The sequence below is a fragment of the Devosia sp. genome, from assembly GCF_036676215.1.
Lineage (GTDB): Bacteria > Pseudomonadota > Alphaproteobacteria > Rhizobiales > Devosiaceae > Devosia.
In genome coordinates this window covers 1-13,772 of record NZ_JAKFDJ010000215.1, presented here as the reverse complement: position 1 = coordinate 13,772, position 13,772 = coordinate 1, and the positions used below count along the sequence as shown (strand labels likewise).

13 protein-coding genes are annotated in these 13,772 nt (G+C 66.2%); 2 read left to right on the top strand and 11 right to left on the bottom strand.

Going from position 1 to position 13,772, the window contains the following annotated elements; all coding sequences use genetic code 11:
- Nucleotides 1–36: 36 nt before the first annotated feature.
- The 6 genes from V6M52_RS17550 to ccmI form a co-directional block, all read right to left on the bottom strand.
- A complete protein-coding gene (locus V6M52_RS17550; protein ID WP_332702135.1) occupies nt 37–1,575 on the bottom strand; it encodes a Do family serine endopeptidase in 1,539 nt (512 codons plus the stop codon).
- Between the two features lie 131 nt (nt 1,576–1,706).
- Entirely contained in the window at nt 1,707–2,063 is a 357-nt protein-coding gene (locus V6M52_RS17545; protein ID WP_332702133.1) for a hypothetical protein, read from the bottom strand.
- Between the two features lie 54 nt (nt 2,064–2,117).
- Nucleotides 2,118–2,558: a cytochrome c-type biogenesis protein gene (locus V6M52_RS17540; RefSeq protein ID WP_332702131.1), complete on the bottom strand. Its 441-nt coding sequence runs from the start codon at nt 2,556–2,558 to the stop codon at nt 2,118–2,120.
- On the bottom strand, nt 2,555–4,528 hold the full coding sequence (locus V6M52_RS17535) for a heme lyase CcmF/NrfE family subunit (RefSeq protein ID WP_332702129.1): 1,974 nt from the start codon (nt 4,526–4,528) through the stop codon (nt 2,555–2,557). The genes V6M52_RS17540 and V6M52_RS17535 overlap by 4 nt, the downstream gene beginning before the upstream one ends.
- 166 nt (nt 4,529–4,694) lie before the next feature.
- A complete protein-coding gene (ccmE, locus tag V6M52_RS17530) occupies nt 4,695–5,168 on the bottom strand; it encodes a cytochrome c maturation protein CcmE (RefSeq protein ID WP_332693562.1) in 474 nt (157 codons plus the stop codon).
- A complete protein-coding gene (ccmI, locus tag V6M52_RS17525) occupies nt 5,165–6,250 on the bottom strand; it encodes a c-type cytochrome biogenesis protein CcmI (protein ID WP_332702127.1) in 1,086 nt (361 codons plus the stop codon). The genes ccmE and ccmI overlap by 4 nt, the downstream gene beginning before the upstream one ends.
- A gap of 123 nt (nt 6,251–6,373) precedes the next feature.
- On the opposite strand from ccmI, the gene V6M52_RS17520 reads away from it, so the two are divergent.
- Complete coding sequence (locus V6M52_RS17520; protein ID WP_332702125.1) at nt 6,374–7,438, top strand: hypothetical protein; 1,065 nt, start codon at nt 6,374–6,376, stop codon at nt 7,436–7,438.
- Nucleotides 7,435–9,471, top strand: a complete 2,037-nt coding sequence (locus V6M52_RS17515) for an FAD-dependent oxidoreductase (protein WP_332702123.1) — start codon at nt 7,435–7,437, stop codon at nt 9,469–9,471. The genes V6M52_RS17520 and V6M52_RS17515 overlap by 4 nt, the downstream gene beginning before the upstream one ends.
- Here V6M52_RS17515 and V6M52_RS17510 read toward each other — a convergent pair.
- The 5 genes from V6M52_RS17510 to V6M52_RS17490 all read right to left on the bottom strand — a co-directional run.
- Nucleotides 9,433–10,545: a hypothetical protein gene (locus V6M52_RS17510; protein ID WP_332693572.1), complete on the bottom strand. Its 1,113-nt coding sequence runs from the start codon at nt 10,543–10,545 to the stop codon at nt 9,433–9,435. The two genes, V6M52_RS17515 and V6M52_RS17510, sit on opposite strands and share 39 nt — an antisense overlap.
- 181 nt (nt 10,546–10,726) lie before the next feature.
- Nucleotides 10,727–11,197 (bottom strand): hypothetical protein, encoded by a 471-nt coding sequence (locus tag V6M52_RS17505; RefSeq protein ID WP_332702121.1) that lies wholly within the window; start codon nt 11,195–11,197, stop codon nt 10,727–10,729.
- Between the two features lie 61 nt (nt 11,198–11,258).
- Complete coding sequence (locus V6M52_RS17500) at nt 11,259–12,635, bottom strand: ATP-binding protein (RefSeq protein WP_332702119.1); 1,377 nt, start codon at nt 12,633–12,635, stop codon at nt 11,259–11,261.
- Between the two features lie 182 nt (nt 12,636–12,817).
- Nucleotides 12,818–13,477 carry a response regulator transcription factor gene (locus V6M52_RS17495; protein WP_332693581.1) on the bottom strand — a complete coding sequence of 220 codons (660 nt, stop codon included), beginning with the start codon at nt 13,475–13,477 and terminating at the stop codon, nt 12,818–12,820.
- A 28-nt stretch (nt 13,478–13,505) separates the two neighbouring features.
- The coding region (locus tag V6M52_RS17490; protein WP_332702117.1) for a hypothetical protein at nt 13,506–13,772 on the bottom strand (267 nt) is incomplete at its 5' end.

Sequence of the window (13,772 nt, the reverse complement as noted above, 5' to 3'; positions counted from 1 at the left end):
AGGCGGCCCCGGGGCAAACCCCGGGGCCTTTGAGTGCTACTCGCTCAGCGGCAGACCGATGAAGGTCTCGTTGCCGTCGCGGCTGGCCTTGACCAGGGCGGTATTGCGCCCCTGAGCCTTGACCGCGTCAAGTGCCGCCTCGAATTCCTCGAGGGAATTCACCGGCGTATTGTTGACTTCGAGGATCGCATCACCGACGGCGAGGCCCTTTTCGGCGGCGGCCGATTCAGGATCGACATTCTGGATCAGCAGACCCCCCGAACCGTCAGCGTTGGGAACCAGGGTCAGGCCGACGCTCGACTCTTCCGGCAGGGGAGCCTGCGGGACCGGCGGCTGGGCCGGATCGGCCTGGGCCGCGGCTTGTTCGCTCAGCGTACCGAGCTGGACCGACAGCGTGGTCTCGGCGCCATCGCGCCAGACGGTCAGCTCGACGGTCGAATCCGGGGACTTGCCGGCAATGGTGCGGCTGAGGTCGAGCGCGTCATCGATCGGGTCGCCGTCAACGGCGGTGATGATGTCGCCGGACTTGACGCCAGCCGGACCGGCCGGGCCGTCCTCGGCGACATTGCTGACGATGGCGCCCTTGGCTTCGGCAAGGCCGGCGCCGTCGGCGATGTCACGGTTCACGTCCTGGATGCCGACGCCGAGATAGCCACGGGTGACAGAGCCATCTTCGATGAGCTGCTGGACGATGCCCTTGACGGTGGCGGCGGGGATGGCAAAGGCGATGCCGACATTGCCGCCATTGGGCGAATAGATGGCGGTATTGACGCCGACCACTTCACCCTTGGTGTTGAAGGCCGGGCCGCCCGAATTGCCGGTATTCACGGCCGCGTCGATCTGCAGGAAATCGCCATAGTTGGAGCCGCCGATATTGCGGCCGGAACCGGAGATGACGCCAACGGTGACGGTGCCGCCAAGACCGAAGGGATTGCCCACGGCAACCACCCAGTCGCCAACGCGGCTGGATTCGGTCTCGAAGTTGACGAATGGCAGGTCGGTGCCTTCGATCTTGAGCACGGCCAGATCAGTGCGTTCGTCGGTGCCGATGATCTCGGCAACCTGCTCAGTGCCGTCGTCGAACGCGACGGTGACCTTGGTGGCGTTTTCAACGACGTGATTGTTGGTGACGACATAGCCATCAGCCGAAATCACGAAGCCGGAACCGGCTGCCATGAACTGGCGCGGCGCGCGCTCCTGGCCGCCACGGGGACCCTGTTCGCCGAACTGGTCACCGAACTGGTCAAAGAAATCCCGGAAGGGATGGCCTTCGGGCAGGTCGGGGAAATCGAAATTGAACTCGCGGCCGCCGCCGCGCTGCATGGAGCGCGGGCTTTCCTCAGCCTCGACGAGGATGGAGACTACGGCCGGCTTGACCGCTTCCACGAGGTCAGCAAAGCCGGCCTGCGGCTGGATGGCCTCCGGAACGACGATCTGGGCAGCGTTCTGCACCTGGGCAGTGGCCGTCTGGCCGGTCATGACGAAGGCGGTGGAGACACCGCCGATACCAACCAGCAGCGCCAGGGCAGAGGCCCCGAGCCAGCGGCTGGTACGCTTCAGAATGGTCGAGCGCATATAAAACTCCTTCGCAAGCCCTCAACAGCTTGTGGGACTAGATATGGAACGAGTCAGCTTTCTGAGAGGTTGCGCCAACATTAAACCTTGGCAATGTTGGCGGCGGGAATGGGGCAGAGATTGCGGCGGGCTTAGGCGGGCCGGCCGTCCGTCCCAATGCTCCTGAATGCATTCAGCAACTCGCCGGCGATTTGGCGCACCGCGATCATGCCGGGGTGGTCGATGAGCCCCTTCGGGCGACTGTACAAATCCAGCAGATCGAGCGCGGCCTCTAATTGCGCAAGCCCGTCAAGTACCTGGCTGGGCAGTTGGACCGCTCCTCCGTCAATGGCGTCCTTCAGATTGCTGTCGCCAAAGAGGCCCTCGTAAGCCTCTACCGCCGACCCCACAAACCCTGACGACCCGTCGGAAAGCCAGAGTCTTTCTTGCTCTTCCTTTGAGCTCCACTCCTCAAGACACTCTAGGATCAGCGGTATGTTGACAATCACTGGTGAGGACCGGGTGCGTGGCGAGGGGGGAGTTCTGGCGCCAACATCTCCGAACTAGCGCAACTCGTCCAGCGCCGCCTGCTCTTCGGCACTCAAGCCTGATTCGACCACCCGCCGGCGGCGCCCGACCACGAACAGCGTGCCCAGCCCCGCGATCAGCAGCATCGGCGCGGCGATCCACAGCAGGATGGTGTGGCCCGCCACCCTCGGATTGAGCAGCACATATTCGCCGTAGCGGTCGACAAGAAACTGGCGCACCGCCTCGTCGCTATCGCCGGCGACCAGCCGCTCGCGCACGAGGACGCGCAGGTCCTTGGCGAGATCGGCGTCGCTATCGTCGATCGACTGGTTCTGGCAGACGAGGCAGCGCAGGCCGGCCGAGATATCGCGGGCGCGCTGTTCCAGCACCGGATCGGGCAGGACTTCATCCGGGCTGAGGGCGGCAACCGGCGCGGCCAGCAGCAGAGCGAATAGCAGGGTGCGCAGCCAGTTCATTGGGCGGGCTCCGAAACAGGCCGGGCAGCGCGGCGGGGTGCGCCGACCCGCAGCTTACGGTCGGTCAGCGACAGGATGCCGGCCAGCGCCATCAGCAGCGCGCCCAGCCAGATCAGGGTAATATAGGGCTTGTGCCAGACGCGGATGACATGGGTGTCTTCCAGCGGCTCGCCGAGCTGCAGATAGAGCTGGGAGAAGCCATAGGTCTCGATGGCGGCCTCGGTGGTCGGCATGCCGCTGGCGACATAGCTGCGGCGGTCGGCCAGCAGCTGGCGCGTGCCGCCGTCGGGGGCGGTGACGGTGAAGCTGCCCTGATCGGAGATATAGTTGGGGCCTTGCACCTGCTGGAAGTCGTCAAAGGCGATGGTGTAGCCGGCAAGCGTGGCGCTTTCGCCCGGATTGAGCGTGGTCACCAGCTCGGTTTCCCAGGCCGTGGTGGCGACGATGCCCAAGACGGTCACGCCGACGCCGAAATGGGCGATGGCGGTCGACCAGGCCGAGCGCGGCAGGCCGACGAGACGACGACGGCTTTCGGCCAGTGGAATGCGGCCGAGCCGGCTGCGGTCCACCAGTTCGGCAATGGCGCCGAAGGCCACCCAGAAGCCGAGCAGCAGGCCCAGCGGCGCCAGCGAGATGGAGACCCCGCCCAGCGCCGAAATCAGGATGGTGACGAAGATGGCGAGCGCTGCCGCGCCGATCAGTCGCTGGGCGGCGCTGACGATATCGGCGCGCTTCCAGGCCAGCAGCGGCCCGAAAGGCAGCACCAGCAGCAGCGGCGCCATCAGCGCCCCGAAGGTGAGGTTGAAGAAGGGTGCGCCCACCGAAATGCTGGTGCCGGTCAAGGCATCGAGCAGGAGCGGATAGAGCGTGCCGACCAGAACTGCGCCGACGGCAGTAGCGAGGAACAGGTTGTTGAGGATCAACGCGCCCTCGCGGCTGACCGGCGCGAAGAGGCCGCCCTGACGCAACGTCGCGGCGCGCAGCGCGAAGAGGAAAAATGCGCCGCCGATGACCACGGCCAGCAGCGTCAGGATGACGAGGCCGCGGGTGGGATCGCTGGCAAAGGTATGGACCGAGGTCAAAATGCCCGAGCGCACCAGGAAAGTGCCGAGCAGCGACAGCGAAAAGGTGATGATGGACAGAAAGATCGTCCAGATCTTGAGCGCATTGCGCTTTTCCATCACCAAAGCCGAATGCAGCAGCGCCGTGCCGGCCAGCCAGGGCATGAAGCTGGCATTTTCCACCGGGTCCCAGAACCACCAGCCGCCCCAGCCAAGCTCGTAATAGGCCCAGTAGGAGCCCATGGCGATGCCCAGGGTCAGGAAGGTCCAGCTCAGCATGGCCCAGGGCCGCACCCAGCGCGCCCAGGCCTGGTCGATGCGACCCGAGATCAGCGCCGCAATGGCAAAGGAAAAGCAGATCGAAAAGCCGACATAGCCGGCATAGAGCAGCGGCGGATGGATAGCGAGGCCGATATCCTGCAGCACCGGATTGAGGTCATTGCCCTCGATGGGCGCCGGGATCAGGCGGGCGAAGGGATTGGAGGTAAAGAGCGTGAAGCCGGCAAAGGCGGCGGTCAGCAGGCTCTGGGTGGCCAGCACCAGCGCCAGCAGATCACCGGGCAGGCGGCGGCCGAAGGCGGCGACCATGGCGCCGAAGGCGACGAGGATGAATATCCACAGCACCATGGAGCCTTCATGATTGCCCCAGACGCCGGAGATCTTGAAGATCAAAGGCTTGAGCGAATGGGAATGGCTGGCAGCGAGCAGCAGGCTGAAATCGGAGGTGACGAAAGCCTGGATCAGCGCGGCAAAGGCCACGGCCACCAGCACAAATTGCAGTATGGCGCCCTGGCTCAGCACCAGCGCGATGCGCTGGCCGGAGCGCCAGAAGGTGTAGCCGCCCACGGTTGAGACCGCGGCAATGGCAAAGGCGAGGATGAGAGCGAAGTGGCCGAGTTCGATGCTCATGGGTGTTCTCCACCTCTCCCTTTGGGGGAGAGGTCGGCCCTCTTGGGCCGGGTGAGGGGGCCTTCCCCTGACACCTCACCCAGTAAAGGCCCCCTCACCCGGCGCGGTTGCGCCGACCTCTCCCCCAAAGGGAGAGGTGAAGGGGTGCCTTGCCCGCACAACCCCATCACTGCCCCGTCTCCGGCCGCCATTCGCCGCTGGCCTTGAGGGCGTCGACGACTTCCTTGGGGATGTAGTTTTCGTCGTGCTTGGCCAGCACATTGGTGGCGATGAACGAGCCATCGGGGCCAAGGCTGCCCTCGGCGACGACGCCCTGCCCTTCACGGAACAGGTCGGGCAGGATGCCGGTATATTGCGCCACGATATCGGCGGCGCCATCGGTGACGACGAAGCTGTTGTCCTGCCCGTCGCGGACCCAGGAGCCGTCCTTGACCAGCCCGCCCAGCCGTATCGGCTGGCCGGCGGCGACCTCGCGGGCGACCACGTCGGAGGGCGAATAGAAGAACACGATCTGGTCGCGCAGGGCGAGCAGTACCAGGGTCGTCGCCAGCGCCAGCACCAGAGCCAGGCCGGCAATAAGCGCCAGCCGCTTCTGCTTGCGCGACCAGCCCTTCTTGCGGACGGCATTTTGCATGCTCATGGCTGGACTCCATTCAGGGTGAGGCCGGCGCCGAGCGCCAGCGTATCGAGTTCGCCGCGGTCGAAGGCCTGGGGATAGGCGGCCACGGCATCGCCATAGGCGCCCTGGGCGCTGGCGACGTCGCCGAGCACCAGATAGGCGCGCACCAATTGCGTCCATTCCTCGACGCTGCCGCCCTCGGCCGCGAGGCGTTCGGCAAGGCCGGTGACCATCTGGCCGATCATCTCGGCCTCGGCATCATTGGCGGGGGCCACGCCCCCATTCTGCGCCACGGCAAGACCCTGCTGCGCCGCAGCCAGCCAGGGCTCATCGCCCTGCGACAGCGCCAAAGCGGCCTGCCAGGCGGCGGCAGCCTCGGGATACTGTTCGGCGCGGGTCAGCTCGGCGGCGATATAGAGCCGGGAGAGGACATGGCCTGGATCGGCGGCGGCCGCCTGGCGCAGCAGGTCCATGGCTTCGGCCGAACCGGCGCCGCCGGCATCGAGCATCAGCGCCTCGGCGAGGCTGGTCAGCAGGTCCGGCGTCGCCTCGCTCAGTTCGATGATGCGGCGATAGGCCCGCGCGGCATCGGCAAAGCGGCGCAGTTCGAGATAGGCGGGCGCGATGACGGTCCAGCCGCGCAGATCGTCGGGATTGGCGGTGAGCTGGGCTTCGATGCGGGCAATGGCCGCGTCGAGATCGATGGATTGCGCCGCGACGTCGGCCCGGCTCGCCAGCGGCTGGCCGGGCGTATTCGGGCTGCCGAGCAGGCCATAAAGGCCCAATGCCAGCACCGCGACGGCGCCCAGGCCCGCCAATAGCGCCGGGCGGCCGAAATTGAGGGAACGGCGAGCCACGCGTCCAGCCTCGGCCTTGAGCCGCAGGATTTCGCGCGCCAGCTCGCCGCGCGCGGCCTCCGCTTCGGCCTCGCCCAGCTTGCCGGCGGCCAGATCGGTGTCGATCCCAGCCAATACAAGGCGAAAATGACTGTTGGCATCGTCCAAATCAGGATCGCTTAAGTTGACCATGCGCCGGCCGGCTGCGTAGAAAAGTGCAGCGCAGGCAATGGCGGTAATGGCAGTGGCGATGAACCAGAAAAGCATGGGCCCTGGACGCTTGACGCCGGCACGCGGCAAGGAAGCGTCATCTATAAGCCCAATGCCGCGAAAAACCACCGAAACACGCATCGTTGAGGCGGACGCATTGCCACAGGCCCGCGCCGGGGCATGACCGAAGCCCCAATCGACTTTGCCATCATCGGCTCCACGCCCCTGGCCCGCCTCGTGGCGGGATTGCTGGCGTCGGTGCATGGCAAAAGCGTGGTGTTTTCTGGCGAAAGCCAATCGGGCTATCGCCTGCCGCGCGGCATCGACCTGTCGGTGGCGCCGCTGACCCGGCCCGAAACCTGGGCCCTGCTGAAGACTGGCCTGCCCGAGACGCTCAAGCTCATCTCGCGCATCGGCGGGCGGGGTGCGTGGTCGCGGGTCGATCCGGTATTCTTCGCCAGCACAGCGGCGGGCAAGGAAGCGCTCGTGCATGTCCGGTACATGGCCCTGGCCTTCGGACACGGCGCCGAGCCGGTGCCGGCCAGCCTTCTCGGGAGTGGACGCGAGGGCCTGCTGCTGCGGGACGCGGTGCTGCTGCATCGGCCGACGCTTGAACCGGGTCTCGACAGATGGCTCACCCAGCACAAGGTGCGCCGCCTCGGCGACGGTGAGCGGCTCGACGTCAGGGCCGATGGCAGCGCCCAGCTGGTATCGGGCGATGCGCGGATCGAGATCGGGCAGACTGTGCTGGCGGACCACGCGGCCATCATCGGCCATATGCCGGCCGCGCAGTGGCCTGCCCTGCTGACCCGCCAGGTGGCGAGTACCATCTTTACCGAACCGACCCAGGCCATCATCGCGCCGGTGGCCTGTCAGCTCGATAGCGGGCTCACTCTGGTGCAGCGACAGGATCGCGGCATTACCGCGATGGGGCCCGGCGCTATCGATCCATTTGCAGCCGCGCTGGGGGAACTTCTGGGACCCACCCACACATTTCGGCAGGCGGGCCAATCGAGCTATGCGATACTGACCACCAGCGATGCGGCGCCGGCCGTGGGGCGGATCAATGGCGGGGGGCCGGATGTGCTCGCCGGATTTGGGTCGACCGGGGCGTTCTTCGCGCCACTGATTGCGCGCTGGCTGTCGGGGATTGCTGCACCAGCGGAAAGCGCCTGGCTCGGTGCTCGGCTCGTCGATCGCGCGACGGCCCCCTCATCGGTTGCCGAGGTGGGCGCCAAGCCATGAGGAACAATCCCAACCGCCTTGGCGCGCAGAGCGACCATCCGTTGCAGGGCAGCGCCATAGACCGCGGGCGGCCGCTGCAGTTCCGGCTCGATGGGCGGCTGATATCCGGCTTCGTCGGCGACACGGTACTGAGCGCCGTGCTGGCATCGGGCATTGGCTCGGCCGGCAAACGCGGCGGCGTGCCCCTGGCGCTATCGGCCCGCCATGCGCCGGCCATCACCTTCGCGGCCCTGCTCCGCGATCCGCAGCGGACGCTGCCGATGGAGCGCACGCCAGCCACCGAGGGCGCCGAATACCTCACGCTCGGCCGCAGGCAGAAGAGCGGCGCCCTGGCGCGACTGTTGTGGCTTGGCAGTGAGTCGCTGGGGCTCGATCTCAACCAAGCCGATCCACTGCCCCGGCCATGGCTGGGCATGCAAGGCGAGCCCGGGCCGCAAATAGATCTGGTCGTGGTGGGTGGAGGCGTGGCGGGCATGGCAGCAGCGCTGGCGGCAGCCAGGCACGGCCTGCGCGTGGTGCTGATCGAAGCGACGCCCCGGCTGGGCGGCAATGCCCGGCTGTTCGGCACGCAGGAGGGCGAGGAGACGCCCGATCACAACATCGCCCGCCTGATCGAGTCGATCGGCAAGGCCGATGCGATCACCGTGCTCACCGGTGCCGAAGTGTTCGGGCTGCGACCCGGCGTGGTGCGTCTGCACCAGGTGGAGATGCGGGACGGCACGCCGGCCGGGCGGGTCATCGATATCAGGGCGCCCCGTATCGTATTGGCGACGGGTGCGCTGGAGCGGTTGCCGGTGTTTCCGGGCAATCGCCTGCCTGGCGTGGTGGGCACGCTGGAGGCGTTCGAGCTGGCGCATCATTATGGCGTCTGGGCCGGCCTCTCCGCGCTCTTTGCCACCAGCAGCAGTCCGGCCTATCGCCTCGCCATGCTGGCCGAAGATGCCGGCATCGCAGTGCCCCGCATCATCGACTCGCGGCCAAGGCCGCAATCGCGCTTCATCGAGTTTTCCAAGGCCTACGGCATTACGCTGGCGCCGGGAACCATTGCCGCATCCGCGGCTCCGGCGCCGAAGCGCCAGGGTCTCATGGCCCGGCCGCAGCTGGCTATGGACGGGTTTTCGCGGCCAGAACCGTCGCTCATGGTGGATCGGCTGATCACCTGCGGCGGCTGGCAGCCCGACCTGACACTCTGGCACATGGCGGGTGGAGAGAGCGGCTGGAACGCCACTTATGCCCGCCTCGAACCGCTGAGCGGCCCACCGGGCATCGCCCTGGCCGGCAGCGCCGCCGGCTGGTTCACCAGCCGCGCCTGCCTTGCCAGCGGGGATGATGCCGTCGATGCCCTGCTGGGCCGCGACCGCCATCCCGTCGATGACCTGCTGATCGATCCGCTCTACGAAACGCCGGACGGCGCCGCCCCCATCGGGGACCTGCCCGAGGATGGCGGACAACCCGCCTTTCTCGATTCCGGTCGGCACTATCTCGAAAGGCCCCGTCCCGTCCGGTCGCGCTGGCCGGGCTGGCTGCCCTTTGCGCCAAGGCCCACCGGCTGGTCACTGGCCGATACGCCGCAGCCGCTCGCCATCGCCGATATCGCCGCCGGCGTTCAACTCGGCGCTATCCCTGCGGCGAGCGCCGGCATCGTGGCGCAGGAGCGCGTCGCCATGGTTGGTATCGCGGGCGAGAATAACGGCGAACCCAGACGTTCAACCACGCCCCTGCCCCTGCCGCCGCCCTATCTAGTCGGTCGTTACCAAGGGGCCGAGCTATGGGTGGTGGTGCCTGATGAAAAACGGGTGCTGGAGCCCGGCACGCTGATCCATGCCAATCCCGACGCGACCGATCCGCTCCGCGCCATCGGCGTGGTGGTCCGCAGCATCAACGGTACCGCTGTCGCCCTGGTGACAGGCACAACAGGGCAAACCGTCAGCGCGCGGGAACCGGGGCGTGCCACCGGCATCCGGTTGCTTGCGCCCTATCGCGATGGAATGGACCTAGCTGCGGCGCTCGGCGGCGGCGCGGGCGCGCCTTAGCGTCTCGGCATATTCCGGATTGAAGCGGACTTCGGCCATCTTGATGCCGGCGTCGAGCCGCACACTGGTCGGCGCGTCATCCGGGTTTTGCCGGATCAGGTCGAGATTGCGCTGCAGATGGACTTCCAGCGCCTGGCCGGACTGACTCCAGGCCTGGTCGAACAGCGCGTTGAGCGCCAGTGAATCGCGGCACTCGCGGACGGTGGCCAGCAGGTAGACGCCATTGATGGCGGCCAGCATGCGGTCCTCGTCGATCCGGTCGCTGCCCTCACGGCCGCGGCGCATGGCCTGGTTGAGGTCGGACACCACATCGCGCAGACGCGGCTCGATGCGGTCCGACACCTGCTTGGTGACGGCGGCCAGCACCATGGCCCAGCGGCTGCCGCGGGCAAATTCGATATAGCCGGTGAGCGAGCGGACCAGGCGATGAAACCGGTCGAGACTCCGGCAGATCAGGTCGATATCGGCGAAGGGTCCCGAGGGCTGCAGCACGAATAGCTGATTCTGCGCATGCGCCAGGATCGCGTCGATCACCGGACTGAAACCCATGCGGATCACCGCAGCTTCGGTGGCATTGCCAGAGATTCTGATGATGGTGGTGACAAGCCGGCTGGGATTGGCGACCTGCCCCATGGCGACATGAAACAGCAAGGCGGCCAATGCCTGGTCCTTCAGCGGCATGGACTGCAGCGCCGTGCCCAGAGCGGCATCTTCGGTGATGGCATTGAGCGCCTTGCCGAACGCGGTGGCCTTGACCAGCAGAGCGCGGCTGCGCAACGCCATCATGATGGCCGGCAGCGCATCGCGGGCATCGGTGCTGCCCAAAGTGGCGCGCAGGCGCCGATCCTTGTCCGGATCGGCCGCAGCGGCGGCGATGCCATCTTTCATGCGCAGCAGAATCTGCGGCATGACGGCTTCCACATCGGCGGCCGAGAATGTGCCGTCGGCGATGCGATCAGCAGCAATCAGATCGGCGCAGAGATCCCGATGAACCCAGGTCCAGGCGGCATCGGCATGGCCGCGCGAGATCGAACCGGCGAACGGAAACTGCACCGGGTCCTGGACGACAACCATGTCGACAATCCCCGCGAAAGGACGGCCGGCGGTGCGGCTGGCCCGGCGGGTTGTGGCAGAGGCCGGCGTGTCGGAATGATTGGCAGCTTGAGACATCGACGCAGGGGGGTTCGGATACTTACCGTCAAACCCTATAGGCCGTTGGTAAACAATCCATATCCGCCGCGACTAAGGTTTGGAGTCAGGCTGCGCCCTGCACCACGGCCCAGTTGCCGTTCTGCTCGCGGCAGGCCGTGCCTTTTTTCACATAGTCCTGGCCATTGGTTTTGACCGTATGGGTGAAATCGCGACAGTCGAGATTGTTGACCCGCACATAGGGGCCGACGGCCACGGTGCCGGTCGTGCCCTTGTCGCCCGCCCACTGCCGCGGCGCGCCGGGGCGGCCGAACTGCAGGGCATAGAACTGTGCGCTATTGGCTTCGGCGGAATCCTTGGCCGTCATGACCGCAAGGGCGGCCGGATCGACAAAGCCGTTGGCAATGCTGGTGGTCAGCAATGCCTGCTGGGTTGCCTGGGCCGGGGTAGCCACCAAGGGGCGGGCAACCGGTGCTGCCACCATCGGCGCCTGGGCCACCTGGGTCGGACCGGTGCTGGAACAGGCAGCCAGGGTCAGGGCAAGCAGCGGGGTGGCGAGAAGGGCGATGCGGTTCATGGGTGTTGCAACCTCTTGGACGATATAAAGGCTCATGTTGTCGTAATGCGGCGAAAGTGCGTCAGGTTGCATTGGGCCGCGCCATGCTGCCCAACCGGGCCGTCGGCAGGCGCAGTTCCGCCAGCATGCCGCCCAGCGCAGAACGCTTGAGGGCCAGGCTGCCGCCGTACACATCCACCAGTTCCTTGACGATATCGAGCCCCAAGCCGCTACCCGGTGTTTTCTCGTCCAGCCTGACACCGCGGCGCAACGCTTTCTGGGCGTCTTCCTCGGACAGGCCGGGACCATTATCGTCAATGCGAATCAGTAGCATGGTGCCGGTTTCGCCACGTTCGCCCGAGAGGCGAACCCCCACCTGACCCTTGGACCATTTGCAGGCATTGTCCAGCAGATTGCCGGCCATTTCCTCAAGATCGGCTTCGTCGCCACGGAACCAGGGCAGCGAGGCGTCCGGCCGCTGGAAGGCAATGGTGCAGTCGGGATGGATTTTCCGCATCACCCGCGACAGCCGCAGCATGATCATGGTCGGATCGGCCTTCTTGCCGACGACCGAGGTGCGGGCAGCCAGCCGCGCCCGCTCGAGATAGGTGGCCACCATGGTGCTCATCTTCTCGCTCTCGCTCATCACCACATCGGCCAGCGCACCCTTCTTGGTGGTGGCCTCGTTGCGCAACACGGCGATTGGCGTCTTCAGCCCGTGGGCCAGATTGCCCACCTGGTTGCGGGCGCGTTCGATGATCTGGGCATTGGAACGCAGCAGTTCGTTGACCTCCTCGGCCAGCGGGGCGATCTCGCGCGGATAGGTGCCGCCGACCGTCACGCTTTCGCCCTCGCGCACGCTTTCGATGGCGGCACTGAGCCGGTCGATCGGGCGCATGGCAAAGCGCGCGACGATAGCGCTCATGATGGCCAGCATTACCCCCACAGCGCCCAGCACGATGAAGGTCTGGCCGCGGAATTCGCCAACCAGCTCAAGGATTTCGCTGAGATTTCCGGTGACGATGATCTGGTAGCTGGTCGGCGCCACGGTCACCGTGCGCTCCACCACGCGCATCTCGGTGCCGAACTCATCGTCCAGAATGGCGCTGCGGCGGCCACGCGCATCGGCCGGCCCCATCAGAGCCGGCAGGTCGATGCCGACCACCGAGGTCGAAAGGTTGTAGAGCGTGTCGTCGGCATCGCGAATGGCCCAGTACCAGCCCGAGCGGGGCCGGTCGAACCGCGGATCGGTCAGCGCGATCTCCTCGCTCATGGGGTCGCCGGTTTCCAGCAGGGCGCCGGTCAGGCTCTCGACATGGAAGTCGAGCGTTTCCGACAGCGAGGTATCGAGCGCCCGCGAATAAAGATCCGTCAACAGGAAGCCCGTCGCCACCAGCGCCAGGATCAGCCAGCCCGCCGACAGCCAGAACAGCGACGCCGCAATGGAGCCTTTACGCATAGACGGTCCGCCTCTTCACCTCTCCCTTCGGGGGAGAGGTCGGCGCGTAGCGCCGGGTGAGGGGGCCTTCCCCTTGCACCGCACACAGTAAAGGCCCCCTCACCCGACCCAAAAGGGTCGACCTCTCCCCCCGGGGGAGAGGTGGCGCCGCACCTTCTTCGCAGGAAAAGCCCATAAGGCGCCTAATCCTCGGCTATCTGATAGCCTAGTCCCCGGACCGTCTCGATGCAGTTTTCCGGCAGCTTCTTGCGCAGGCGACCGACAAAGACTTCGATCGTGTTGCTGTCGCGGTCGAAATCCTGGTCATAGAGGTGTTCGGTCAGTTCAGTGCGCGAGATGACCTTGCCCTTGTGGTGCATGAGGTAGCTCAGCAGCCGCAATTCATGGCTGGTCAGCTTTACCGACTGACCGTCGACCGTCACCTTGCCGGAGCGTGAGTCGAGCCGCACCGAGCCGGCGACGATCTCGTTGGAGGCCAGGCCCGCGGCGCGGCGCACCAGAGCCCGGATGCGGGCCAGCACTTCTTCCATGTGGAAAGGCTTGGCGACATAGTCGTCGGCGCCGGCGTCGATGCCCTGCACCTTGTCGCTCCAGCGGTCGCGGGCGGTCAGCAGCAGCACCGGCGTGGTCTTGCCGGCGCGGCGCCATTCCTCCAGCACCGACAGGCCGTCCATCTGCGGCAGGCCAATATCGAGCACGATGGCGTCATAGGGTTCGGTATCGCCGAGGAAGTGCCCCTCCTCGCCATCGAAGGCGACGTCCACCGCATAGCCGGCTTCGGTCAGTGCTTCCTTGAGCTGGCGATTGAGATTGGTATCGTCTTCGACAACCAGAATACGCATGGAGGCCCCCCGCCGATTCGCCGTTACACTATTCTGCGCTGACCGTGAGGTTTTGCGCAGTCCCATCGGCACTCAATACGCCGACGATCCAGACATACCGGCCACCATCGTCACACAGACGGTAGTTCAGTACCTCGTCGACACTATAGCCTGCGGCGGCGACCGCGTCATACTGACTCATGATCCGCCCCTCACTGATGAGGGCCTGAATTTCGGCCGAGCTGTCGATGCATGCCTGCGCACTGGCCCCGCCGGTTCCGGCAAGAGCCATCACCAGGGCGACCATGATCGGGGC

Excerpts from the sequence above, each read along its gene's own strand:
- V6M52_RS17550 (WP_332702135.1), bottom strand. The coding sequence starts at position 1,575 with ATGCGCTCGACCATTCTGAAGCGTACCAGCCGCTGGCTCGGGGCCTCT.
- V6M52_RS17540 (WP_332702131.1), bottom strand. The coding sequence starts at position 2,558 with ATGAACTGGCTGCGCACCCTGCTATTCGCTCTGCTGCTGGCCGCGCCG.
- V6M52_RS17535 (WP_332702129.1), bottom strand. The coding sequence starts at position 4,528 with ATGAGCATCGAACTCGGCCACTTCGCTCTCATCCTCGCCTTTGCCATT.
- ccmE (WP_332693562.1), bottom strand. The coding sequence starts at position 5,168 with ATGAGCATGCAAAATGCCGTCCGCAAGAAGGGCTGGTCGCGCAAGCAG.
- ccmI (WP_332702127.1), bottom strand. The coding sequence starts at position 6,250 with ATGCTTTTCTGGTTCATCGCCACTGCCATTACCGCCATTGCCTGCGCT.
- V6M52_RS17520 (WP_332702125.1), top strand. The coding sequence starts at position 6,374 with ATGACCGAAGCCCCAATCGACTTTGCCATCATCGGCTCCACGCCCCTG.
- V6M52_RS17515 (WP_332702123.1), top strand. The coding sequence starts at position 7,435 with ATGAGGAACAATCCCAACCGCCTTGGCGCGCAGAGCGACCATCCGTTG.
- V6M52_RS17510 (WP_332693572.1), bottom strand. The coding sequence starts at position 10,545 with ATGGTTGTCGTCCAGGACCCGGTGCAGTTTCCGTTCGCCGGTTCGATC.
- V6M52_RS17505 (WP_332702121.1), bottom strand. The coding sequence starts at position 11,197 with ATGAACCGCATCGCCCTTCTCGCCACCCCGCTGCTTGCCCTGACCCTG.
- V6M52_RS17500 (WP_332702119.1), bottom strand. The coding sequence starts at position 12,635 with ATGCGTAAAGGCTCCATTGCGGCGTCGCTGTTCTGGCTGTCGGCGGGC.
- V6M52_RS17495 (WP_332693581.1), bottom strand. The coding sequence starts at position 13,477 with ATGCGTATTCTGGTTGTCGAAGACGATACCAATCTCAATCGCCAGCTC.